The 24,984-nt window shown below is 53.5% G+C and carries 21 protein-coding genes, 1 pseudogene and 1 riboswitch; of the genes and pseudogenes, 13 read left to right on the plus strand and 9 right to left on the minus strand.

From position 1 onward, the window contains the following. Window positions 1–7 precede the first annotated feature (7 nt). On the minus strand, window positions 8–289 hold the full coding sequence (locus GSF01_RS30175; RefSeq protein WP_328803652.1) for a DUF3025 domain-containing protein: 282 nt from the start codon (window positions 287–289) through the stop codon (window positions 8–10). Next, a complete protein-coding gene (locus GSF01_RS05890; protein ID WP_159882107.1) occupies window positions 279–2,591 on the minus strand; it encodes a helix-turn-helix domain-containing protein in 2,313 nt (770 codons plus the stop codon). The genes GSF01_RS30175 and GSF01_RS05890 overlap by 11 nt, the downstream gene beginning before the upstream one ends. 155 nt (window positions 2,592–2,746) lie before the next feature. Between GSF01_RS05890 and GSF01_RS05895 the strand changes: the two genes are divergently transcribed. The 9 genes from GSF01_RS05895 (at window position 2,747) to GSF01_RS05935 (ending at window position 15,349) form a co-directional block, all read left to right on the plus strand. Next, window positions 2,747–4,270 carry an extracellular solute-binding protein gene (locus GSF01_RS05895; RefSeq protein ID WP_235941311.1) on the plus strand — a complete coding sequence of 508 codons (1,524 nt, stop codon included), beginning with the start codon at window positions 2,747–2,749 and terminating at the stop codon, window positions 4,268–4,270. 250 nt (window positions 4,271–4,520) lie between these two features. Beyond that, window positions 4,521–6,038 carry an extracellular solute-binding protein gene (locus tag GSF01_RS05900; RefSeq protein ID WP_159882108.1) on the plus strand — a complete coding sequence of 506 codons (1,518 nt, stop codon included), beginning with the start codon at window positions 4,521–4,523 and terminating at the stop codon, window positions 6,036–6,038. Between the two features lie 84 nt (window positions 6,039–6,122). Beyond that, the gene (locus tag GSF01_RS05905) at window positions 6,123–7,076 is read left to right on the plus strand and encodes an ABC transporter permease (protein ID WP_159882109.1); all 954 of its coding nucleotides are present in this window, start codon (window positions 6,123–6,125) and stop codon (window positions 7,074–7,076) included. A gap of 92 nt (window positions 7,077–7,168) precedes the next feature. Continuing rightward, window positions 7,169–8,044, plus strand: a complete 876-nt coding sequence (locus GSF01_RS05910; protein ID WP_159882110.1) for a carbohydrate ABC transporter permease — start codon at window positions 7,169–7,171, stop codon at window positions 8,042–8,044. A gap of 36 nt (window positions 8,045–8,080) precedes the next feature. Next, complete coding sequence (locus GSF01_RS05915; protein WP_159882111.1) at window positions 8,081–9,184, plus strand: prenyltransferase/squalene oxidase repeat-containing protein; 1,104 nt, start codon at window positions 8,081–8,083, stop codon at window positions 9,182–9,184. 111 nt (window positions 9,185–9,295) lie between these two features. Beyond that, complete coding sequence (locus GSF01_RS05920) at window positions 9,296–10,747, plus strand: glycoside hydrolase family 28 protein (protein ID WP_159882112.1); 1,452 nt, start codon at window positions 9,296–9,298, stop codon at window positions 10,745–10,747. A 113-nt stretch (window positions 10,748–10,860) separates the two neighbouring features. After that, complete coding sequence (gene uxaC / locus GSF01_RS05925) at window positions 10,861–12,270, plus strand: glucuronate isomerase (protein WP_159882113.1); 1,410 nt, start codon at window positions 10,861–10,863, stop codon at window positions 12,268–12,270. Window positions 12,271–12,305: 35 nt separating this feature from the next. Then, window positions 12,306–13,799 (plus strand): tagaturonate epimerase family protein, encoded by a 1,494-nt coding sequence (locus GSF01_RS05930; protein WP_159882114.1) that lies wholly within the window; start codon window positions 12,306–12,308, stop codon window positions 13,797–13,799. A 224-nt stretch (window positions 13,800–14,023) separates the two neighbouring features. Further along, the gene (locus tag GSF01_RS05935; RefSeq protein WP_159882115.1) at window positions 14,024–15,349 is read left to right on the plus strand and encodes a DEAD/DEAH box helicase; all 1,326 of its coding nucleotides are present in this window, start codon (window positions 14,024–14,026) and stop codon (window positions 15,347–15,349) included. Window positions 15,350–15,551: 202 nt separating this feature from the next. On the opposite strand, the gene GSF01_RS05940 is transcribed toward GSF01_RS05935, so the two are convergent. Then, entirely contained in the window at window positions 15,552–16,364 is an 813-nt protein-coding gene (locus tag GSF01_RS05940; RefSeq protein ID WP_159882116.1) for an AraC family transcriptional regulator, read from the minus strand. 114 nt (window positions 16,365–16,478) lie between these two features. On the opposite strand from GSF01_RS05940, the pseudogene GSF01_RS05945 reads away from it, so the two are divergent. Beyond that, window positions 16,479–17,701, plus strand: a pseudogene (locus tag GSF01_RS05945) (MFS transporter). Between the two features lie 133 nt (window positions 17,702–17,834). Here GSF01_RS05945 and queF read toward each other — a convergent pair. From queF to GSF01_RS05970, 5 genes are all read right to left on the minus strand, one after another. Beyond that, on the minus strand, window positions 17,835–18,332 hold the full coding sequence (queF, locus tag GSF01_RS05950) for a preQ(1) synthase (RefSeq protein ID WP_159882117.1): 498 nt from the start codon (window positions 18,330–18,332) through the stop codon (window positions 17,835–17,837). Between the two features lie 47 nt (window positions 18,333–18,379). Next, complete coding sequence (gene queE, locus GSF01_RS05955) at window positions 18,380–19,129, minus strand: 7-carboxy-7-deazaguanine synthase QueE (RefSeq protein ID WP_159882118.1); 750 nt, start codon at window positions 19,127–19,129, stop codon at window positions 18,380–18,382. After that, a complete protein-coding gene (gene queD / locus GSF01_RS05960; protein WP_159882119.1) occupies window positions 19,122–19,565 on the minus strand; it encodes a 6-carboxytetrahydropterin synthase QueD in 444 nt (147 codons plus the stop codon). Before queD ends, queE begins: the two co-directional genes overlap by 8 nt. Beyond that, on the minus strand, window positions 19,562–20,230 hold the full coding sequence (gene queC / locus GSF01_RS05965; RefSeq protein WP_159882120.1) for a 7-cyano-7-deazaguanine synthase QueC: 669 nt from the start codon (window positions 20,228–20,230) through the stop codon (window positions 19,562–19,564). Before queC ends, queD begins: the two co-directional genes overlap by 4 nt. Window positions 20,231–20,365: 135 nt before the next feature. Then, window positions 20,366–20,409: riboswitch (PreQ1 riboswitch) on the minus strand. 125 nt (window positions 20,410–20,534) lie between these two features. Next, window positions 20,535–21,395 (minus strand): AraC family transcriptional regulator, encoded by an 861-nt coding sequence (locus tag GSF01_RS05970; protein ID WP_159882121.1) that lies wholly within the window; start codon window positions 21,393–21,395, stop codon window positions 20,535–20,537. 147 nt (window positions 21,396–21,542) lie between these two features. On the opposite strand from GSF01_RS05970, the gene GSF01_RS05975 reads away from it, so the two are divergent. Beyond that, on the plus strand, window positions 21,543–22,838 hold the full coding sequence (locus tag GSF01_RS05975; protein WP_159882122.1) for a Gfo/Idh/MocA family protein: 1,296 nt from the start codon (window positions 21,543–21,545) through the stop codon (window positions 22,836–22,838). 102 nt (window positions 22,839–22,940) lie between these two features. Beyond that, entirely contained in the window at window positions 22,941–23,153 is a 213-nt protein-coding gene (locus tag GSF01_RS05980) for a hypothetical protein (RefSeq protein ID WP_159882123.1), read from the plus strand. Window positions 23,154–23,158: 5 nt separating this feature from the next. Here GSF01_RS05980 and GSF01_RS05985 read toward each other — a convergent pair whose 3' ends face one another. Beyond that, window positions 23,159–23,374, minus strand: a complete 216-nt coding sequence (locus tag GSF01_RS05985) for a YrzA family protein (protein WP_159882124.1) — start codon at window positions 23,372–23,374, stop codon at window positions 23,159–23,161. A gap of 643 nt (window positions 23,375–24,017) precedes the next feature. Between GSF01_RS05985 and GSF01_RS05990 the strand changes: the two genes are divergently transcribed. Next, window positions 24,018–24,956, plus strand: coding sequence for a phosphotransferase family protein (locus GSF01_RS05990; protein ID WP_235941312.1), 939 nt, complete (start codon window positions 24,018–24,020; stop codon window positions 24,954–24,956). Window positions 24,957–24,984: the final 28 nt, after the last annotated feature.

Below are 24,984 nucleotides of genomic sequence, written 5' to 3' on the forward strand. Positions count from 1 at the left end.
TACAGGCTTAGTCGCTAATTCCGCATTTTTTGGCCAAGGTCGGCCACTGGGCGACGAAAAGCTCCTGCCAACGGTCTTCGGGTAAAATGCTCAACCAGTTCGCAATCTGGTTCAAGCCCATTTCATCCAGCACCTGAATGGCATAGTCCTTTCCGCCGCGCACTTCCAATTGTTTCATTGCCATCTCTCGAAGCAGCTCCCTCGTCAAAGTATCCAACAAAACATATATATGCGGGAAACTGCCAAATTGACAACAAGATTGAAAATAATCATGAAAACTAATGGACAGGCGATGCGTACTTGGTGCGGTATTGGCCTGGCGTCATCCCTTCCTGCTTGCGAAAGGAGCGGATGAAGTTTTGCGGGTTCGTATAACGCAGCCTCTCCGCGATGTCCTTGATCGGCATATCCGTTTCGGCGAGCCATTTTTTGGCCATATTAAACCGGTACATGATTAAATATTCACTGAACGAATAGTTCGTTTCCTTGCGGAAAATACTGCTCAGATAGTTGGCGTTATAATGCAGCCGCGATGCGCATTCCTCCAGCGTGAGATCGGTATCGTAGCCATGCTGGACCAGATCGATGATTTTCTCCGATATGTTATGATACTGCGCTTCCTGACGGTCGCGGAATATGGTCACCAGCGGCTGAATGACGCCATCCCAGAACCAGTCCTCGATCTCCGAGGCGATCGACAGACCGAACAGCTCCTCGAACAAGGATCCTTGATTGGAGCGAATCTGGTGCATGCCGATACCCGACTCCTGCATTGCAATCAGCAGGTTGTTGAGCAGCCGGGCTAACGGAACCTGGTATTCCTGAGGCGTCAGCTCCACGCTAAATACCGTGTGCAGAAGCTGCTTGAGCAGTTCCCTGGCTCTGTCCTTGTCGGCCAGCTTGATGGCATCCATCAGGTCGTTCTCCAGCTGCTTCGGATAATTCAGATTCAGGTAATGACGGCCGGAGTCGATATGCTCGTATTGGATAATAATCCCTTCGCCGAGCTTAATCCGGTGTCTGAGCGCCTCCAGGCCCTCCCGGTAAGCAATCGGTACCGTTGCAAAGGACTGGATCGGCAAGCTCATGCCTATGCTGACCTGCAGATTTAAGTAGCTGGAAATCTGCTGCTGCAAATTTTCGGTTATCGCATTGAGCGAGCTGCGGAAGGACTCGGGGTTATCCTCCTCGCTCCCCAAGAGTGTTACAACCGTCTGATCGATCGTGACGGGGGCCAATCTCCGCTCGGGAGGAATCAGCTCCTCGATGATGTTATGAACCGCAAACAGCAGCAGATCAAGATCGCGCCTCTCGTACCGGGTATTGTCGATCGAATCGATCTGCAGCGTGATGACTGCCATCGTCTTCCATGACTCGCTGTGCGCCCCGTACCCGAACTGCTCCAGATTCTCCTGCAGCTCGCTTTGCTTCACCTTGCCCTGGAACAGCTTGATCAGGAAGAAGGTGCGTACCTGCTGGACATGCTGACGGACTTCCTTCTCGAGCTTGGACTTCGATTGAAACAGATGGGTGACCTGTTCCCCGATCAGCTGAAACTCATCGGTTTTCCGGTTACGATTGTCCTGCAGACGTTCCCCGATCTGATTCAGCAGCATCTGAATCGGCGAATACATCTTCCTCGAGCCGAGCCAGGCGAGCACCATCGATAGTACCAGCATGAGCAGACAGACATAGATGGTATATAAACCAATCTTGTCCGATTGCGCGGTCAAGCTATCGATCGAGGTGACCGACAAGTACGTCCAGCCGGTTAGCTGGGAACGCAGAAAAGTGACCGAGTAGGGCTTGTTCGCGAGCACCGTTTTGAACTCGCCGGACTCGCCGGAGGGCAGGTCCTCGTCCGGGATACCCGCATCGCGCAGGGACTTGCCGATCAACTCGCGCTCGGGATGCAGCAGGATGCGTCCCTTCTCGTCCAGAATCAGGATGGAGGCGGGGGACTCCCCGTCAAACGGCATAAAGTCCTGCAGGCTGCAGGCGGGAATATTGGCTAGGGCGAGGCCAAATTTCTCTAGGCCCGTCGTCGGAAGCTTCTTAACGAGACTGATCGTGTAGTCGCAGGACAGGCTCTTCGCATTTTCCTCGCTGTAGAACCACGCCGAAGGCGTAAGCATCCAAGGCGTCTGCTCCTCCACGTTCATCAGGCCTTCCAGCTGCTCCCGGTAGTTGTAGCTGTCCAGCCGGTAAAGGCCGGAGTTCTTGATCATCCAGTTCTGCTGCTGATTAATCAGCAGCACATCTTCGACGCGTGTATCGAATGATTGCATGTAGCGGATTTCTTTACGCAGATCGTCGTAAGTCATGAAATCGTTTACAGCAAGCGGAGCATTCAGCGCTTTCTTGAGAACAGTCGAATTGAGCACCTGATTCAGGGTGTGGTTGACAGTCGTTAATTTGTGCTCTACATTTGTATTGATTTGTTGGATAAGCTGCATGCTTCCCTTGTTGGCGTTTCTCTGAATTTCATTGGAAGACGTCACATAGGCGAAAGCCCCGATAAACAAGACGGGGAGTGTGCTAAGCAGGAATCCGAACAAAGTCATTTTGCTGAGAAAGCTGAGAGAGCGCATCGGAATCACACCTCGCGTTAGGGTTCTGGATCAAAAGTCGACTCATCTATTGTAATCATTTCAGCTATCCGGGGCAATAATCATCGGATGACGCAATAATCATTGTATCAGATTATGGCCCAAAACGCGTCTTATACAAGGGAGGTAAATTCGGGATGCTAGAGAGAGCGCTGCCGCGCCAAGCGGCTTACCGCAGTGGGATAATCATGCTGCTGGCGATTGTGATGTTGATCGGGGGCTGCGGAGGCAAGACGGGGCCAGCGGAAAATCGGGATCAGGAGGATCGGCCGGTGGTGTCGATCATGGCGCCGCTTCATTTTCCACATGTTCCGAAGCGGGAGTTGATCGGGGAGATCGAGAGGCTGACCCATACGAAGCTGGAGATTGAATGGGTTGCCGACGGCATCTATACCGATAAGATGAATACGGCCTTAACGACCAACTCGATGAAGAAGGCTACCTATGTTAAATATACGGATTATTTGCTGCTCAAAAGCGCGGTGCGTTCGGGTTCCTTCTGGGAGATCGGTCCGTACCTGGAGCAATATCCGAATCTAAAGCATTTGGATAAGGAGATCCTGATGCAATCGGCGGTGGATGGCAAGGTGTACGGCTTGTACACGGAGCGGCCATCGTCCCGTCAGGGCGTGATTATCCGCGAGGATTGGCTGGAGAAGCTGAATATGCAGAAGCCCCGGACCCTTCAGGAGCTGTACGAGGTGATGCGCCGGTTTACGTATGACGATCCCGACGGCAACGGAAAACAGGATACGGTTGGGCTAAGCGACCGGAACGACCTCGTGTTCGGGGCTTTTAAAACGCTGAGCTCGTATTTCGGGGCGCCCAATAATTGGACCATATCGGGCAATCGGGTCGTACCCGAGTTCGAAACAAAGGCCTATATGGATACGATGAATTTCGTGAAAAAGCTATATGATGAAAAGTTTATCAACCGGGATTTTGCCGTGACGAGCAAGGAAGTGCAGCGCGACAAAATTATACGCGGAGCGGCCGGCGTCTATATCGGCAGCATGACCGACGTTCAGCGTCTGTCCGACGAGGCGAAGGCTCTCAATCCGAATGCCAAGTTTACGCTTGTGAACCGCATCGAAGGGCCAAGCGGTTACCGGGTTTGGTCGATCCCCAATTACAGCGCCTTGTACTTGTTCTCCAAGAAAGCGATCAAGACGGAAGAGGAGCTGAAAGCCATCCTGGCCTTTTTCGACCGGACGATGGACAAGGACTTGGCGAATCTGATGCATTACGGGGTGCAGGACGTTCACTATAAGCTAGAGAACGGGGAAGTGCTGCTGCCTGAGGAAACCTCGCAGCTGAGGGCTACGGAGATCAATGCCTTCTACGCGCTGATGATCGCCGATATGAGCAACCCGAACGTGCTCAAGGTGGCCAAAAGCTCCAAACTGACCGAGATTGCGGAGCAGCTGGTGAGGGACAATGAGAAATTTGTCGTCAGGGACCCCATGGTGAGTGTAGAATCTAAAACGTATGATGAAAAAAGCATCGAGCTTTACAAGATTATTTCCGATGCGACTTACAATTATATCTTGGGCCATCTAAACGAGGCCGGATTCCGCCAGGAGATCGAGAGATGGAAGCGGAACGGCGGCCAGCAGGTGATCGATGAATACGAGGAAGCTTACTTTAAGCAGAGCAAATGATTAGGGCAGCGATGGAACCGTCGGCGCAATATATGCGCGGCGGTTTTTTTGTTTTTCGACAAGTGTCATCCGTCCGGCGGACTAATCATGTTCTCAGATTCGGGGGGGAATGGGGCTTGCGATGCAAATGATTGTAGCCGTAATCGTTCAGCATGTCGTACGTTAGTGATGCGGCAAGAGAAGCCGAAGGTCAGGTAAATAGCAAAACCGAAAGAGCAGCCAACATCAATATTTTGGAGGTCGAAGTACCATGACAAAGAAAAAAATGTCTATTTCCCTTAGCGTTCTGCTCGCATCGAGTCTTACGCTGGCGGCATGTTCCTCAGAGAAGGCGCCGGCAGCAGGCGGAGAAGCCGCTAATCCGAATGAGCCGGCCAAGCCGGTAGAGTTCACGATCATGTCTCCGCTGAACACGGCTGAGGCTCCCACGGATACGGTCAAGAACGAATTGGAGCGTCTGACCAATACGAAGCTGAAGTATCAATTTTTCCCGGCGGATACGTATGAAGAGAAGCTTAACGCGACGCTGGCGACGGGAGCGCTGCCTGAGGTTGTTTATCTGAAAAACCAGGCGACCTTCATCACCATGAAATCCGCCATCCGCGACGGACAGTTCTGGGAGATCGGCCCTTATCTGAAGGACTATCCGAATCTGAGCAAATTAAAGCCGGATGTTCTGAACAACACGAAGGTGGACGGCAAGCTGTACTCGCTGTACCGCGGCGTTGACCTGACTCGTCAGGGCATCATCTATCGGAAGGACTGGGCGGACAAGCTCGGACTGAAAGCGCCAGAAACGACGGAAGACCTGTATGCGATGATGAAAGCCTTCGCCGAGAATGACCCGGACGGCAACGGCAAGAAAGACACGATCGGCGTAGCTGACCGCAACGACCTCGTCTACGGAGCATTCAAGACGGTGGGCGCTTGGCTGGGCGTGCCGAACAACTGGGGCGAGAAGGACGGCAAGCTTCAACCGGAGTTCACCTTCCCTGAGTACATCACGGCTATGGATTACTTCAAGAAGCTGCGCGATGAGGGCCTGATCAACAAAGACTTCGCAGCAACGAGCAAAACCGATCAAGTCAAGCTTTTCACGAACGGCACGGCCGGTATGTATATCGGCGCTATGACGGATGTGGAATCGCTGCATAAGGATTTGATCAAAAACGTTCCGACTGCCGTTATCGATGTGCACAGCATGGTGAAGGGACCGGACGGCAAGTATAAAGCTTGGGCGCTTCCAGGTTATGCGAACGTACTGTTGTTCTCCAAGGCCGCTATCAAAGACGAGAAGAAGCTGAGATCCATCCTGGCCTTCTACGATAAAATGATGACGCCGGAAGTGGCGAACGTAGCGTTCTGGGGATTGAAGGATGTTCACTATACGGTTGAAAACAACAAAGCGAAAAAAGTTGACAACAAGGAACTGATCGAACGCGAAGTGAAGCCGTTCACCGACGGTGCTGTCGGCGACGACGATACGAGCGGCCGTTACCTGGGTCTTGCAACGCTGCAGGCCAGAGTGAAAGCCGATGAGCTGAAGGTCGAAAACCAGAAGTATGCCGTTAACGATCCTACGGCGCCGCTGGAATCCAAGACGAACCTGGAAAAAGGCGTTCAATTGCAAGAGCTGATCAAAGATGCTACCTACAAATACATCTACGGTTCGCTGGATAAAGCCGGTTTCGAGAAAGCCGTCGAGAACTGGAAGAGCCGCGGAGGAAGCCAAATCATCGATGAATTCAATGCCGTATACAAAAAATAACCGGTTGTAGCCCTGAAATGAGAGGGAGCCCATCCTGGTGCGGCTCCCTCTTCTCCTACTACCTCCCGGAAAGGAAGATTCGTTATGCCAGAAGTGCATGTGCAGCCCAGAGCTACGACGGCGCGTCGGAGCAGCAGTGAATTGAGCAGACGCCTGTGGAAAAATAAATGGATTTATGTCATGTTATTGCCGGGAGTGCTTTACTTTTTAGTTTTCAAGTATATCCCGATGTACGGGCTCATTATTTCCTTCCAGGATTATAAGCCGTTCAAAGGAATTATGGGCAGCGATTGGGTCGGACTGAAGCATTTTGAGCGATTATTTTCAGAGCCGGATTTTCTCAATATATTGAGCAATACTCTGATTTTGTTCGGAATGAACCTGCTGTTTTATTTCCCCATACCGATTATTCTCGCGTTGATGCTGAATGAGGTAAGGGTCGAATTTTTCAAGAAAACGGTACAAACGCTTGTCTACCTGCCTCACTTTATGTCATGGGTAATTATCGTATCGATCACGTTCGTCATGCTGACGATGGACGGCGGAATTGTAAACGAATTGCTGAAGTTCTTCGGATTTTCAGAAATCAATTTCCTGCTCAACCCGGATTGGTTCCGACCTACTTATATCTTTCAGGTGATATGGAGAGAAGCGGGATGGGGAACGATCATTTACTTGGCGGCTATCGCCTCGGTCGATCCGCAGCTGTATGAAGCGGCCCGTATGGACGGCGCTGGGCGGCTTAGACAAGTATGGCATATCACATTGCCTGCGATCCGCAGCGTCATTATCATCTTGTTGATTTTGAAAATTGGCGATGTTCTCGAGCTTGGCTTCGAGCATGTGTACTTGCTGCTGAATTCCATGAACCGGAATGTAGCTGAGATCATCGATACGTATGTATATACCGCAGGTCTTAGACAAGGACAATTCAGCTACAGCGCCGCGATCGGTTTCTTCAAGTCGCTGATCGGACTCGTACTCGTCATGGGCGCCAACCGTCTTGCCAAGAAAATGGGCGAGGACGGGGTATATTAAGAATCGCTTACGAAGTGGCTTCCTACACGGAAGCCTGGAGCTTATGCTTACGAAGTGGCTTTCCATACGGAAAGCCTGGAGGAGGAACCCACATGGTAGAAGACAGAACACTGGCCGGGAGGCTGTTCAACGGAATCAACATTGTGCTGCTTGGCCTCATCGGCTTGATTACCGTACTGCCGTTCGTACACGTGGTAGCCGGCTCGTTCACGACCAGCGCCGAGCTTGCGATGAGAAAATTCGTGTTGATTCCAACGGATTGGAGCTTGGAGGCTTACCGGTTTATTTTCTCGACGAACACGATTTTTAAAGCGATGGGCGTCTCGATCGGCGTTACGCTTACAGGCACGCTGTTCAGTATGTTTGTAACGGCGCTCACCGCCTACGCCTTGTCCCGCAAGGATCTGGACGGCCGCAATATTTTCATGTTTCTGGTTGTCTTCACGATGCTATTCAGCGGCGGCCTGATCCCTACCTTCCTTGTCGTCAAGGAATTGGGATTGATCGATACGTATGCGGCACTTATTCTGCCTAGCGCTATCAGTGCTTTCAACCTGATCATCCTGAAAAACTTCTTCCAGAACGTGCCTGAGGGGCTGGAGGAATCGGCTAAAATCGACGGTTGCAACGATTGGGGCATCCTGTTCCGTATCGTGCTGCCGCTGTCGATGCCCGCCATCGCGACGATCTCGCTGTTCTACGCTGTAACTTACTGGAACACGTACTTAAGCGCCATTCTCTATCTGAACGAAAGCACGATGTGGCCGATTCAGGTATTGCTTCGCCAGATCGTGGTGCTGGCAAGCGGGATCGATCACAGCTCTGCTCTGGATAACACGACGCCACCACCGGAACAATCGGTAAAAATGGCGGTCATCGTAGTGGCGACGCTGCCGATCCTGCTCGTATATCCGTTCCTGCAGAAGCATTTTGCCAAAGGCGCGATGCTGGGCTCGATTAAAGGTTAACCTGCAGGAAGGCTGAGACAGAAAGGAACAGAGCCCATGAACCGAAGATTGGAAGCTGTACGGACTCAGCTCGACAGCCTGTTCGAAGGATTCTTCGACTGGCTGGAGGGCCAGTACGACCCGTCTACCGGCGGGTTTTATTATGCAAGAAGCTCGCAGAAGTCCGGCCGGTTCGAGCCAGATATCGAATCGACGGCGCAAGCCTACAATATAATAGAGCGGTGCGGGCTTCTTCGCCTGCTCGATGAACCTATGACGGCGCAAGCCGTCCGTTTTTTTCAGAGCAAGCAGGATGCGGCCAGCGGCTATTTCTATGATGCCGATCCTCATATGCGGCTGGATGAGGTGATGGTCGGACGCGCCATCAGCTACAGCACGGGGGCGCTTCGCAGGTTCGGGGCGGCGCCTTTGTTCCCGCTGCCCAATGAGCGCGATGCGGCCCCGGACTATATCGCGACGCCCGAAGCTTACGGGCGCTGGCTGCGCAGCATCAGCCTCGCGAACAGCTGGCGGGGCTGCGACCGTTTATGCAATTCGGCTCCTTATCTCGCCCAGATGAGCGCTGAGCGGAGAGAGCCTTATTTGAAGGAAGCGCTCGACTATTTCGACCGGATTCAAGATCCGGACACCGGCTTATGGGGAGAGGGCAGCTGGTATGTACGTCTATCCGGAACCTTCAAGCTGCATACGTTCTACGGCCGGTTTCGGGTGGAAATGCCGAGGCTGCGGGAGATGTACCGAAGCCTGCTTCACACGCTGCGCAGTGAGGAAGCGGTGGATATGTGCTATATCCGTAACCCGATCAGCCTGCTCGCGGCGATGAAGCTGCGTCCGTCTCCTGAGGAATGGCTGGAAATCGCCGAGATCACGGTCCGGAATATGACAAGGCTGAGGCGCGGCGACGGAGGATTTTCCCGCGAGCTGGCCCATTCTCCGGCAGCGCCAAATGTGGCCCAGGTTAAGCAAGGCGAGCATTATCCGGACATGCCGCACCCGGTGCGACTAGGTCTTGGCGAAGTAGAAGGCGATATGAATGCTGGTACTCAGGCCATATTGATTCGATCTCTGCTTCACAGCCTGGCGGGACTTGAGCCTGAACCGCTGAAGGCTCCGGCTGACTGGTTTGCCCGTTACCGATAGTCTCCGCCTGCATGACTCGGGTCCATCCCACCAAGTCTTCCAACTTGGATAGTTTTATAGAATGTATTCGACTATATAACGCGGCAGCGGAAGGAAGGGAATAGAGCACCAATGGCTATCTATCATATAACGGAATTTGGCGCTGTCGGCGACGGCGTTTATGACAACACGGCTGCGATCTCCGCAGCTATCGAGGCTTGCAGCAGCAAGGGCGGCGGGACGGTATACGTGCCGGCCGGCGATTACCTGACAGGGCCGATCAAGCTGCAAAGCTACATCACGCTATACCTGGAGGCTGGCGCCACCCTGCGCTTCTCCGACCGATTTGACGATTACGCCCCGGTGTTTACCCGCTGGTCAGGATACGAATGCTATGGGTATTCCCCGCTGATCTATGGATACGGGCTGAAGCGAGTGGCGATCAAGGGGGAGGGCGTGATTGACGGTCAGGGACAGGCCTGGTGGGACGCTTACCGCGAGCTGAAGCGGGGCAACGCGCCGGATTCGCCTCATCGCCTGGAGCTTGTCGAACGCAACCGCAAGCTGACGGAATCCTTGAAAAGCAACATCGTGGAGTGGGAGTCGCAGTTTCTCCGTCCACCGCTGCTTCAACTGCTGGATTGCCGGCATGTGGTGCTGGAGGGAGTTACGCTGCAAAATTCGCCGTTCTGGAATACGCATCTCGTCTATTGCGATGAGGTGAACGTGAGAGGCGTGACCATCCGCAATCCGTCCACGACGCCGAACGGCGACGGGCTCGATGTGGATTCCTGCTCGAATGTTCATATCTCGGATTGCCACTTCGACGTGGGCGATGACTGCCTGTGCTTGAAGGCAGGGATCGATGAAGACGGCCGCCGTGTCGGAAGGCCTACGGAGAATGTCACCATTACGAATTGTACGATGCTGCACGGGCATGGAGGAGTCGTGATGGGGAGCGAAACGGCCGGAGGCATCCGCTATGTGACCATTTCCAACTGCGTCTTTATCGGCACAGACCGCGGGATTCGCGTGAAGACTAACCGGGCCCGCGGCGGCGGCGTGCAAGACGTGAGGATCAGCAATATATTCATGAAGGATGTGCTGTGCCCGCTGGCGGTCAACGCTTTCTACAAGCATGGCGTAGACGAAAGCAATCCTTTGATGACAAGTCCGGGCAAGGTCGCAATCACCCCCGGAACGCCGGTCGTTCGCGATCTGTACATCAGCGATGTAACGGCTCGCAATGCCCGGGCGGCCGCTGCTTTCATCTATGGATTGCCGGAGCAGCCGATCGAGGATGTAGTGCTCAACAATGTGATGATCGATATGACGCTTGACCCGGAGGAGCAGGGCGGCGAGCCCGATATGGTGGCTGAGGAGCTGGTCATGGCAGGCGAAGGGATGCTGTGCAAGCATGTGCATGGACTGGAGCTGCACCGGGTCCGTATTGAGACGCGCCAAGGTCCTGCACTGCGGCTGGATCAGGTCGAGGAGGTCTCCGTCGAAGGGCTGGTGCAGCGGCGGAGGCATGCCGATACGCCGCTGCTGGAGGAAAAGGATACGACCTGGAGCAAGGAATAGCTCAAGTTAATGGCAAAATAAGCGTAAATAATCGGAAATTGAGCATGAAATGAAAAGAAATTGCAACAATATTGCGGTATACTGGATACATGATCGAAACGAGGTGGCTAACTATGTCCAAAGCATTTCTAGACGATAACTTTCTGTTAACGAATGAAGTAGCCGAACGGCTGTACCACGATTATGCGAAAGCAATGCCGATCATCGACTATCACTGTCATTTGAGCCCTCAGGAAATTTATGAGAACAAATCGTTCAAGACACTGACCGAGGCTTGGCTCTATGGCGACCATTACAAATGGAGAGCGATGCGCGCTAACGGCGTACCGGAGGAGCTCGTAACGGGCGGACCGGACGTCAGCGACTATGACCGTTTTCTGGCGTTCGCCAGGACCGTACCGAAGACGATCGGCAACCCGCTTTATCACTGGTCTCACCTTGAGCTGCAGCGCTTCTTCGGCGTGCACGAGCTGATCAATGAACAGAATGCTCCCGTCATCTGGGAGAAGGTCAATGCCCAGCTGGAGGCCGGCGGCTTCGCAGCCCGCGACCTGATCGTCAAGTCGAATGTCAAAGTGATTTGCACGACCGACGATCCGACTGATTCGCTGGAATATCATGTGAAAATCAAAGGGCTTTCCGACTTCGACGTGAAGGTGCTTCCGTCCTTCCGTCCGGACAAAGGACTTGAGATCAACCGCGCGACTTATCTTCCATGGGTACAGAAGCTTAGCGAGGTTTCGGGTCTGCCTGTAGACGATTACGATCAGTTCCTGCAAGCGCTTGACTCGCGGATTACTTTCTTCCATGAAGCGGGCGGACGCGTATCCGACCATGCGCTCGACTATGTGCCGTATGCCGAGACGACTAAAGAGCAGGCAGCCGCTATCTATGCCAAGGCGCTTTCGGGCCAGCCTGTCAGCTTAGAGGAAGAAAAGCAATACAAAACGTATACGCTGCTGTTCCTGGGACGCGCCTACGCGAAGCTCGGCTGGGCGATGCAGCTGCACATCAACGCTGCCCGCAACAACAGCTCCCGGATGTTCCGTACGCTGGGTCCGGACACCGGGTATGATTCGATCAATGACAGCGACATTGCTTATCCGCTCTCGAAGCTGCTCGATGCGCTCGATTCGGACGACTCGCTGCCAAGGACGATTCTGTACTCCTTGAATCCGAAAGATAATTACGTCATCGGAACGCTGATCGGCAGCTACCAGGGCGGCGGCATTCCCGGCAAGATCCAATTCGGGTCCGCCTGGTGGTTCAACGATACGAAGGAAGGCATGCTTTGGCAGATGAACGCCCTTGCCAACCTGGGACTGCTCAGCAGATTCGTCGGGATGCTGACGGATTCGCGCAGCTTCCTGTCCTACACGCGTCATGAGTATTTCCGTCGCCTGCTCTGCAACCTGCTCGGAGAGTGGGTCATTCAAGGCGAGGCTCCTCATGATATGGAACTTCTCGGCGGCATGGTGCGGGATATCTCGTACGATAATGCCAACGGCTACTTCGATTTTTAGAGTTCTATTTTATATAGGAAAAGGACGGGAATTCGATGTTAACTTACCAATCTATCATTGATCAAATTAAATCGGGACAGTTCGCCGGCGCGGCTTCCCCATTTGTCAAAATATACCCCCAATCGTTAACCGAGCTGGACGGTGCTACGCTGCTGATGGTGCGCACCGAGAACGGCAAGCGCCTGCTGGCTGTCGGCAACGGTCCTATCGTAGGCGAGCTGGAAGGCGAGCCTGCCGAAGGCGGCAAGCTGGCTCCGCTTACTCATGCCAACCGCTTGGTTCTTAACCGCTATCTGCCTTACACGGCGCCTCAGGCGTTCGGCACGAAGATTGCTACATTTGGTCTGGGCGACCGTCTTGGAGAAGCAAGCCCGGGTCATATCCGTACCGTGCTTGGCAAGGATGTGCGTCCGATCCTGGCGCAGCAAAGCATCCGCGAGCTTGCGTTGACGGGCCGTACTTATGAAGACGTATTGGATGCCGCCTGCTTCGCCGTATTCCAAGAAGGCTACAAGGATGGCTTCGGCGCCGACGGCGACCACCTGAAGAAAGAAGAAGATATCGAGTACGCTCTGCGTCTTGGCTTCACGATGCTGACTCTCGACTGCTCGGAGAACATCGATAATTCGATCGCGCGGCTGTCCGCTTCCGAGCTGGAGGAGCGCTACGCCCAGCTTCCAGAAGCAATCCGTCAAGGCTACGAGGAGCGCTACCTGGCGACTTCTCCTCAGATCGCTGACGCCAAGCTGAACTTTACGCGGGAAGAGCTTGTCCGCGATGTGCTGATCTATCATGAAGCGATTAACTTCATGGAGCATATCTACCGCAAATATATCGAGCAATTGAACGGGGCCGTCGACTTCGAAATTTCGATCGACGAGACCGAAACGCCGACTTCGCCTGAGGCACATTTCCTCGTGGCCAACGAGCTGTATGTGCGCGGCATTCAGATTTATAGCATGGCTCCGCGCTTCTGCGGCGAGTTCCAGAAGGGTATCGACTACATCGGCGATATCGCCCAGTTCGAGCGCGAGCTTCAGGCACATGCTGCGATTGCCGATCACTTCGGCTATAAGCTGAGCATTCACTCGGGCAGCGACAAGTTCAGCGTATTCCAGCTGATCGGTCAATATACGAAAGGTCGCTTCCACGTGAAAACGGCCGGCACGAACTGGCTGGAAGCCGTCCGCGTCGTAGCCAAGGTCGCTCCTTCGCTCTACCGCCGGATGCACCAGCACGCGTTGGATCACTTTGAAGAAGCGACTGCGTATTATCATGTTACAACCGATATCAGCGCTATTCGTCCGCTGGCTGAGACCAGCGATGCCGAGCTGCCGGAATACATGAACGAAAACAATGCGCGCCAGCTGCTCCACATCACCTACGGCATTCTGCTTCAGGCTAAGGATGAGAAGGGCGGCAAGCTGTTCGCCGACGAATTCTTTGCGGTATTGAACGAGTACGAGGAGCAGTACGCTGAAGGACTCGGCGTGCATATCGGCAAGCATTTGTCCCTGCTGGGCAAATAAGCCGTTCCTCGGCTCTACCTCATGGCTGTCCCTCAAGCAGATTATTCTGCCAAGGGACAGCTTTTTTCAATTTCCGGTTTTTTTGCGCCAGAATTTGCAGTTTTTCTTTGTACTTCTGCCCGGCTTCGTATATCATAAGAAGAAGTGTCTTTGTGCGGCCGATAGCCCCTTGCGGGACGTGTACGATACTTGGACCAATATTTGCTTGATGCTAAGGAGAACCCATGACATTTGAGGAATTGAACATTATCCCCCCGATATTAAAAGCGCTGGCCCAAGAAAACTACACGTCGCCAACGCCTATACAGGAGCAGGCGATACCGCCCGTCTTGGCCGGCAGAGATTTGCTTGGCTGTGCCCAGACCGGAACGGGGAAAACGGCGGCATTTGCTGTTCCGATCTTACAGCTGTTAAGCAAAGGGCAGGGGTCAAAGCCTGGAAAGCGGCCTATCCGCTCCCTGATCCTGACACCGACCCGGGAGCTAGCCATTCAGATTCAGGACAACCTGGAGGCCTATGGCCGGCACACCTCTTTGCGCAGCTGCGTTATCTTTGGCGGCGTGTCCCAGAAGCCGCAGGAGGCGGCGCTGAAGCAGGGCGTCGATATTCTGGTTGCCACGCCGGGCAGGCTCATCGACTTGATGAATCAGGGCTTTATCGATCTGCAGCATCTCCAGATTTTTGTGCTGGATGAAGCCGACCGCATGCTGGACATGGGCTTTATTCACGACGTCAAACGCATTGTGGCCAAGATACCGAGCAAAAAACAAACGCTTCTTTTCTCCGCCACGATGCCGCCTGAAATCGCCCAGATGGTGAAGACTATCCTGGTGAATCCGGTCAAGGTAGAGATTACGCCGGTTTCTTCAACGGTGGATAAAATCAATCAGTCGCTTTACTTTGTGGATAAAGAAAACAAACAGAAGCAGCTGATTCATCTGCTGGAGGACAAGTCCATCGCCTCGGTGCTGGTGTTTACCCGTACGAAGCATGGCGCTGACCGGGTCGTGCGCGATCTGTCGAGAGCGGGCATCAGCGCGCAGGCCATTCACGGCAACAAATCGCAAAATGCGCGGCAGTCGGCTTTAGGGAATTTCAAAAGCGGCGCGACGCGCGTGCTGGTAGCGACCGATATCGCGGCCAGAGGGATCGACATCGATGAGCTGTCCCATGTCATTAACTTCAACCTTCCGAACATCCCGGAAACGTACGTGCATCGTATCGGACGCACCGGCCGGGCAGGGCTTAGCGGCACGGCTATCTCGTTCTGCGATATTGAAGAGAAGCCGTATCTGAAGGATATCGAGAAAGTGATCGGGAAGACGATTCCTGTCGTTACCGATCACCCTTATCCGATGATGATCACGACCAAGCCGGCAGAGCCGGTGGTAAAATCCCGGCAGCCGTCTAGGCCATCCCGGAACAAGCCGGGATCGGCTCAGCCGAAGCAGGCGAAGCCGGCAAGCAAACCGGCGGGCAGCTCCGGAGGCAAGGCGGGCAGTCCTTCCCGGCCGTCCGCTAATCGGGCTAAAGTTAGAGGAAAGTCATAAGTAAAAAGCTCCCCCTGCGTCGATCTTTTATTGAAGCTTGGTGGAAGTTCAATATTAGACATTTTATTAGACAAATAGAAATGGATAGAGGTTTCAGAAAACATCTGAATCTCTATCCATTTCTTTTTTGTTATCTATAACACTTCATAAAGAGCGGGCGTATTGTTATTTATGAACAGTAAGGGACAGCTTCTTGTAGAGCTTACGTTCGCGAGCCTCTATACTTTTCCGGCGTCAAGCCGGACATCCTCGCGAATGCACGGTAAAACTGGCTGGGGCTCGAGAAGCCGAGGCTGCAACTGATCTCCGTCACAGATAGCGCGGTCCGTTCGAGCAGCCGTCTCGCTTCCTCGATTCGCAGGCGAAGCACGTACTGGTACGGTGTCAGGCCGACGTTTTTTTTAAACGAACGTATGAAATGGAACCTGCTTTGCCTAGCAATCGATGCCAGCTCATCAATGTGAATGTCGTCCGAGTAATGTGCGTGAATGTATTCAAGCACATGTCTCAGATAGGGATCGGATGAAAAGGCGCCCATCGGCAGGTCAGTATACGCTTTGGAAGCATTGTCATGACTGCCATCCAGGGAGCCGAGCAAATATTGGAGCACCTCAGTCTCTGTCTCCTCTTGCGCCAAGCGATTGGTCGGATCGCAGTCCAGCAACAGCCCCATCCAACGGCGGAAATGCCCGCTAACGATGATCGGATCGAACTCCTGACGAACGGCAAACTCCAGTTCGGTGTAAGGAACGAGCTCCTTCAAGCTGCTGCAGCCGATTTTAAAAATAAGCACCTCCGCACCATGCCCTATGTTAAAGTAATGATTCTCGAGCGGATGCTGAACAAGCCCTCCTCCGCCAGCCACCATGTACTCCTTATTTTCCTGTGTAAAAAAACAGGTCCCGTTCACGGGTACGGTCACTTGAAACTCGCCCTCATGAGCGTGAGGCAGGTTGGAAAACTGTCCTCCGATACGCCATAACTCCAGCTGTGGCGTAGTTATCTGTACAATCATGTGTAATCACCTGATAACATTATATCAAAAATTGCTCTTATGAAGCGCATTTATAGCGAAGACTTTTCTATGGTTCTTCGATAAAATGAGGCAAAAAAGAAACAGGTGATTTCCATGTCGTCAACAACAACCTCAAATACAGTCGAGGAAAAATCAGTAGGCAGGCGTGCCGCAGTTGTGCTGATCGGGGTCAGTCTCGCACATCTGCTGAATGATGCGATGCAATCGGTCGTACCTGCGGTCTTTCCGCTTTTTCAGCAATCGATGAAGCTGAGCTTCGCCCAGATCGGGTGGGTCGCTTTTACGCTCAACGTGATGGCATCTGTGCTTCAGCCGCTGATCGGCGCCTACACCGACCGCCGGCCCATGCCAATGCTGCTTCCCTTGGGGATGCTATTCACGCTGCTAGGCATGGGTGGAATGGCATTTGCCTCCAGCCTAACGATGTTAATCGTATCGGCGGCGCTGATCGGTATCGGATCTTCGATCCTGCACCCGGAGTCTTCCCGTGTCGCGCACCTCACTGCGGGCAAGGGCAGGGGGCTGGCCCAGTCGGTATTTCAGGTCGGCGGCAACACTGGACAGGCGCTGGCGCCGCTATTAGTTGCTTTTGTCATAACCCCGCAGGGACAACTTGGTTTTCTATGGTTTATGTTGTTGGCCGTAGCGGGCATCTTTATTCAGACTTACATTGCCAGGTGGTACGCTCAGCATGTCAAAATATCGGCCAGAAGCGAGCGTCGTTCTGCAAATCGGGGCCATCATTCACTCAGCAGAAGTTTTGTCATCTTCGTGCTCGGCGTACTGATCGTGCTACTTTTCTCTAAATTTGTATACTTGGCCAGCATGACCGGCTACTATTCCTTCTATTATATGGACAAATACCAGCTCCCACTTGAAAAAGCCCAGATCTCATTGTTTGCGCTCCAATTTGCTGGGATGCTAGGGACGCTGCTTGGAGGTCCGCTAGCCGATCGATTTGACGGAAGAAGATCATCTGGTTCTCAATCTTCGGAACAGCGCCATTCTCAATTCTGCTGCCTTATGCCGGGCCTGTCGGTTCCTTCCTGCTCTGCTTTGCCGTGGGCGCCATCTTAATGTCAGGCTTTTCCGTCATAATCGTGTATGCTCAAGAGATGCTTCCAGGCAAAGTAGGAACGATTGCAGGGCTCATATTCGGGTTGTCTTTCGGTATGGGAGGACTCGGCTCCGTGCTATTAGGGTGGCTGATCGACCAGACGAGCGTGGCCTACGTCATACATCTTTGCGCTTATTTGCCAATGTTGGGCGTGTTTGCATTTTTGCTGCCTAAGGATGCCAAGCTTGTCCGGGAATAATTCACTCACATCTCTATAAAACAAAAAAGGATGAGCACCACGCAAAGGGTATCATCCTTTGCATGACTCATCCTTTTTAAAATGTCTTACATACAACCACTTACTGTTGTTGGTTGGAGGAGCTTTTAACGTTCTAGCGATTGTCTACTTTTTCGGGGTACAGGTCATGATTCATGAGCCGGTATTCCGCCATTTGCTCGTATTTTGTGCCAGGACGGCCCCAGTTGCAATACGGATCGATGGAGATGCCGCCGCGGGGTGTGAATTTGCCCCAAACCTCGATATAACGGGGCTGCATCAAGGCGATTAAGTCGTTCATAATGATATTCATGCAATCCTCATGGAAATCGCCGTGATTGCGGAAGCTGAATAAATACAGCTTGAGCGATTTGCTTTCGACCATACGGAGGTCAGGGATATATGAGATGTACAGCGTTGCGAAGTCCGGCTGTCCCGTCATCGGACACAAGCTGGTGAATTCAGGGCAGTTGAATTTGACAAAGTAATCGCGTCCCGGATGCTTATTGTCGAACGCCTCCAAGATGTCGGGCGCGTAGTGGAACCGGTAATCCGTACCCTGGTCCCCGAGCAGGGTGATTCCCTGCAGTTCCTGGTCGGTTCTTCCTGTCATGTCGGTTTCTCCTCCTTGGTGATCGGGGCGGTGAGGTCTGATGCCGATCACACGCCCTTCTTATTGCCCCATACCCAGGTATGCAGCTGGGGTAATACGTGAACGCGCTTCAAGCGGCTGTCGGTCATGACGCGGCCGATCAGCCATTGGTAGCGCTCCAGCAAATACGGCAGCAGCCGCTCCGGCTCGGTCTCCTGCAGCCGTCCGTTCCCCGCCTGCGCGTAGAAAGGCACGTTCGGGTACCGACCGTGAACGTCCGCCGCAAACTGCAGATCGGGCTCGTCGAAGATGACGACCTTCAGACAGAAGGAGCGACCGCTCTCAGTCAAGCGGGATACAAGCTCGTCAAGAATCGGCCAGCTCGTCGTCATCCCCGAGCTGGGGGGCTTCGGGGACAGGGTCAGGTCGTCGACGAGCAAAAACCAGTCCTGCCAGCGGCTGCCCTGCGTCTCGAGGGCAACCTGCATTCCCTCTGCGTGCAGCAGCTCGATCAGCGTCCCCAGCTGGGGAAGCAGCGCGGGATTGCCTCCGGACAAGGTCACATGGTCGAAGGAGTCTCCTCCGGCCGCCTGCAGCTCGGCGCATATGTCAGCGGCCGACAGCCAGCGAATGTCCTCCTTGGCGCTGCCGTCCCAGGTGAAGGCGGAATCGCACCAGGCGCAGCTGTAATCGCAGCCGGCGGTCCGGACGAACATCGTTTTTCGTCCGATGACCATGCCTTCCCCCTGCACAGTCGGGCCGAATATTTCCAGGACGGGGATCTTCAAGCTTCTCTCCCGCACGGGATGCTCACTCATGTCCGGCACCCGCTTTCGGCCTGTAGATGCAGTAGCTGGTCGGGGTCTCGCGCAGGTAGACCTGCAAGCATCGCGGACGGTTGACCGTTTGATCCAGATGCCGCTGGACGATCTCGGCGATCGTGCGGGCGACGACCTCGGTTGTCGGAAATCGGTCAGGCTGCTGCTCGCTGAAGCTCGCGGTATCGTCATTAAGGACGGTATGGTCGAAACGATCGTGAATCCATTGCTTCAGGATAGAGAAGTTCACCAGGAATCCGGCTTCGTCGAGCGTATCGCCTGCAACCGTAATATTGGCAAAGTAAGTGTGGCCGTGCAGATTACGGCACTTGCCCGCCGTCTCCGACGGAATAAAGTGGGCCGCGGCAAACTGCAGGTCTTTATTCAATTCATAGGCATAGGAATGGGGGACGGAGGGATAGATTTGTTGAATCATCCTTGGGCCTCCCCTCTCGCCGAAGAAGACAAGTACTCGTCCAGTCCCCGGCGGCGCAGCTTGCATGCCGGGCACTCCCCGCAGCCATCGGCAAGGATGCCGTTATAGCAGGTAAGCGTCCGCTCCCGCACATAATCAAAGGCCCCCAGCCGGTCGGCCAGCTCCCAGGTTTGAGCCTTGTTCAGCCACATCAGCGGCGTCTCCAGGACAAAGGGATAGTCCATGGCAAGATTGAGTGTGACATTCAGCGATTTCACAAAAACATCCCGGCAGTCCGGATAGCCGCTGAAATCCGTTTCACATACGCCAGTCACAATATGTCTGGCTCCGATCTGCTTGGCCGCTACGGCGGCAAAGGACAGGAAAAGCAGATTCCGTCCATCCACGAAGGTGGAAGGCAGCGAGTCCTCCTTTTGCTCAATGGGGATTTCGCTTCGGGTCAGCGCGTTCGGCGTCAGCTGCCCAAGCAGCGACATATCCAGTACGTGATGCGGTACGTTCAGCTCCTTCGCTATAGCGGCGGCCGTATCAATCTCCAGCCGGTGCCGCTGGCCGTAATCGAAGGTAATGGCCTCCACGGCATCATACCGCTTCAAGGCCCAGAACAGGCAGGTCGTGCTGTCCTGTCCGCCGCTGAATACGACGACGGCTTTCGTTTGTTCCATGTCATCATCTTCCTCTCTTGTGCTGAGAAGAAAGAGATTCTTTAGCGCTTCCCTAATGACTAAAGAATCGGCGCGAGGCAGGGTTCCCGCTTCGCGCCGAACGCAAAAACGACGATACCTGAACAGGGCCATCGCTTTGACTTAGTTTTTTATAGAGGGAGTTCGCGAACCTCTCCCGGCTTTGGCTGGCTGCACAGCAGCTTCAAGCAGCCGAAATCCGGTATTTCTTCTTTAGTTGTCTCACGTACTATAGCATAGTTGAGGAGAATTGTGAATAAGGCGGCGGATTCGCCGCCGTGCATCGTTAGCGCTTCGCCTTCTCCTGCACTCGGTAGGAACGCGCCGAGGTACGGGTGATTTTCTTGAACGTTTTGCCGAAATGCGAGAAATTGTCGAAACCGACGTTGGCTGCGACGTCGATGATCTTCTGGTCAGTCTCGCGCAGCTGCCGCTGCGCCTCGCGAATTCGGGTCAGATTGAGATAATCGATCAGCGCAAACCCGGTCACTTCCTTGAACATCCGGCTCAAGTAATACGGGCTGACAAAAAATCGCTCCGATAGCATGTTCAGATGGATCGGCTCGGCATAATGGGCGTTCAGGAAGCGTACGATTTCCGAAATTTTCTTATGCATCGGAGTGGAGTAAGCGATATCGGCAGGGGCGTTCTTCTGCAGAAACCGTGAAGAAAGCAGCAGCAGGTCTATAGCCGCATGCGGAACATAGAGCTCATAGCCGACGGGCGTCGTCGTCAGCTCTTCATCCAGACGATCGATATGGTCCTCGATGACGGCCCGCTCCGCTTCGGGCAGGCGCAGCACCGGGCTATCCTGCTGGAAGGGGCTGAGCAGGAGCTTGGACTGCTGCTCGCCGAAGGCATGAATAAACCGATCGTCAAAATGCAGAATGACCCGCTCATGCCCCCCCGAGCCGGTCTGAAGCGTCTTGTGGAGCTCATATTTATTTATAAACACCAGGTCTCCCTGTTGGATGGGATAGGAGGAGTCTTTGATAAAGTAAATGCGCTCGCCGGACCGCATGTAATAAATTTCGTAGAAGGGATGAAAATGGTTCTCCGACATGCTGAAGGGGGAGCTGCGCCTGGTATATTCCACGTATAAGGGATCCGAAGTGCGGCCGAAGCTGTGGCTCTGGGTATCACTCATCGCTGTAAACCCTCCTTTTTGGATTCAGTATAGCAAAATAAGCGTGATTAATAAATATTATGGCATGAAAAGAGCAGAAATACCTTCTATATTGCGCTATTATGGAGATGTAGCTTGAACTAATGAACTTACGGAGGCGACAAGCACATGAGCGCTAAGAAAACCTATGTATTGGTCGGATCTGGGGGCCGCGCGGAATTTTTCTATTCGGCGATTTGTACGCATTATAAGGAAACCTCGCAGCTGCTGGCGTTCTGCGATATTAACCAAACTCGTATGGACTATGCCAACAAGCGCCTGGTAGAGAAATACGATTATCCGGCAGTCAGCACGTATAAATCCGATGAATTCGATAAAATGATTGCGGAAAAGAAGCCGGACGCCGTAATCGTGACCAGCGTAGACCGGACCCACCATACGTACATCATCCGTGCGATGGAGCTCGGCTGCGACGTCATCACCGAGAAGCCGATGACGGTGGACGAGGAAAAATGTCAGGAGATTCTGGATACGGTCGAGCGGACCGGTAAAAACGTCCGTGTGACATTCAACTACCGTTATGCGCCGCATCATACCAAAGCGCGCGAGCTGATCGAGGACGGCGTTATCGGAAAAGTAACGTCCGTACATTTCGAATGGCTGCTGAACACCAAGCATGGGGCGGACTACTTCCGGCGCTGGCACCGCGACAAGCGCAACAGCGGCGGGCTGCTTGTTCACAAGTCCACCCATCACTTCGATCTTGTCAACTTCTGGATCGGATCGCAGCCTGAAACTGTATTCGCCTTCGGCGATCTGCTGTTCTATGGCCGTGAGAATGCCGAAAACCGCGGCGAGACGAAGTTCTACGAGCGGGCAACGGGCAACAAAAACGCGGAGAACGATCCGTTCGCGCTGCACCTGGATTCCAACCCGCATCTGAAGGCGATGTATCTGGATGCCGAGCATGAGGACGGCTACCGCCGCGACCAAAGCGTGTTCGGAGACGGCATTAACATCGAGGATACGATGGGTGTCTTGGTCCGTTATAAAAACAATGCAATCCTTACTTATTCCTTAAACGCTTACCTGCCGTGGGAAGGCTACCGCATCGCTTTCAATGGCACGAAGGGACGTCTCGAGATGACGATCGTCGAGCAGTCTTACGTGAACTCCGGCGGAGACAAGGCGCTGGAAGGCGCCTTGAAAGGTAAAACCATGCGCGTATTCCCGATGTTCGACGCTCCTTACGACGTCGAGGTGGAAGAGGGAGTCGGCGGTCATGGCGGCGGCGACCCTGTGCTGCTGAACGATATCTTCGGCACGCCGGTAGATGATCGCTTCCATCGTGCGGCTGACCATGTGGACGGAGCTCGCTCGATCCTGACAGGTATCGCGGCGAACCGTGCGATCCGTACCGGACTTCCGGTGAAGATCGACGATCTGGTCAAATTTCACAAGTAAGTAGGCGCTTGTCAGACATAAACGAACCCCGGTCCTTCACAGGCCCGGGGTTCGTGCTATAATCAGGGGGTAACGCTTAACCCGAGAAGGAGGCTTCCGCGGATGAAAACAACCGACATCAGCTTACGGATCATTAGTTACGTAGGCGCAGTCATGCTTGTGGCAGGTATTCAATATCTAATTCTCGAAGAAGGAGTCGGCTTTGGCTACGAGCAGAACGGGATAGTAGCGGCGCTTTGCGTCATCTCATCCTTGATGGCGATCGACCGGATCGCTCGAATGATTCATGATGCACAATCCCGAAAAAAAGACTGACTCCTCTAAGGCCGGGATTTGACCTTGAAATGAACGACGGCACTGTACACCAGCTTGCCGGCGTTCGGATCAAAGACGGCGTGATGCTGTACCGCTCCGACCTGAAGCATTAGCGCTTTGTTGTTCATTATTTGTTCATCTACTTTACGTTCCAGCGTCTTCAAGTCATAAGCCTCGAAGAACTCTACCTTGTCCTCGATCATATCCAGTCTGAACTCCATAACAACGGTCTCCTTTTGTCAAACGTCTGTATCGTCTTTTTGTCCAGTATACCGGAATAAGCCCAGGGTGGCTATCGGGATACGCTAATAAAACCAGACCTGCTTGAAAGGAATTAACGGATGCAGCCTCGGAGGCCGCATTTGTTTTGATCTATCCGCGTTAAGCAGCCGGACTATTGGCTCCACACGCTCCGTTCCGTCCGGCTTACTTTAGATTGTGCCGATCTATATAAGTTGAACTTAACTAGTATTCATGTTTGTAGACAGTCTCACTCTCCATTCCAGGTCGAAAAAATGCCAACGTGCAGGTTTTTTCACATCAATCGCCTTCAGGGGGGAAAAGCCTGAAATCATGCAGGAATTTCATGCGATTTTCCCCTGTACAACGGGTTAAGCGGAAAATAGATGCACTTTTGCGGGAGTTTTACTTGGTGGTCAACTATAAGAAATTAAAGATGTACAACTGCAGGTTTTTATGCACATGATGGATTTTGCCGATCTAGCTGAATGTTACCATTCTAAGTTCAATCTATATAGATGAAAGCCGTTTGCTTGGCACATAGGGATAGGAGGGCAAAGCTTGAGACGGTACAAGATTCCTCTTACAATAAATCTATACCATCCGAAGGGGGAGGAACATTTGGTGATAATCCATGAGGAAGAAGAGCTGTCGGAGCGTATGCTTGCCTGGGTTATAGCGCATACGTCGCCTGGCGGAGTTGTTCGATCCTTTCGAAGACTGTACGGAGGCATATCTTCCATCGTGCACAGCGTTACGCTGCAGGAAGGGGACCGTGTGACTGAGTGTGTTCTGCGTCAGTTTGACAACGCGGACTGGCTTAGGAAGGAGCCTGATCTTGCACGTCATGAGGCTCACAGTCTGCAATGGGCCGCTCTTGCGGACGTACAGACGCCCCAGGTGATAGCGTGGGACGAGACGGGAAGCCAGAGCGGAACACCTGCCTTGCTGATGACGAAGCTGGAGGGGGAAGTCGTCTTGAAGCCTGGGAACATGGAAAGCTGGGTGAAGGAGCTTGCGAGGGTGCTTGCGCGGATCCATCAGGTGTCCGGTGACGGGTTTCCCTGGACCTACTTCTCATACCGGGATAGGAGCAGTCTGGAGCTCCCCGGCTGGACCGCATGCCCGCAAGTGTGGCAAGCCGCGCTAGATATCGTGAAGGGTCCGCGCCCCGACTTCAAGCCTTGCTTGATCCACCGGGATTATCACCCGACGAATGTGCTGTGGGAGGGCTCCCGGGTAAGCGGAGTCGTGGACTGGGTAAACGCCTGCCGGGGGCCGGCCGGTGCGGATGTCGGTCACTGCCGGGTAAATCTGGCGCAGCTGTTCGGCGTAGAGACGGCCGACTTGTTCCTGTCCGCTTACCGTGCGTATGCAGGGGAAGCCTTCAGCTACGATCCCTATTGGGACCTTGTTTCCGTGATGGATATGCAGGACGGAACTCCTGGCGTCTATGAGGGGTGGATACAGCTTGGCGTCACCGAATTGACGGACGAATTAATCATGGAGCGCATGGACGAATATGCCTCCAGCTTGGTGAAGCGGGCGGCGGAGAGCGGATAGGGCTCTCTGCTGCCCGTCTGATGAGTCG

The organism is Paenibacillus puerhi, from assembly GCF_009846885.1.
GTDB lineage: Bacteria > Bacillota > Bacilli > Paenibacillales > NBRC-103111 > Paenibacillus_G > Paenibacillus_G puerhi.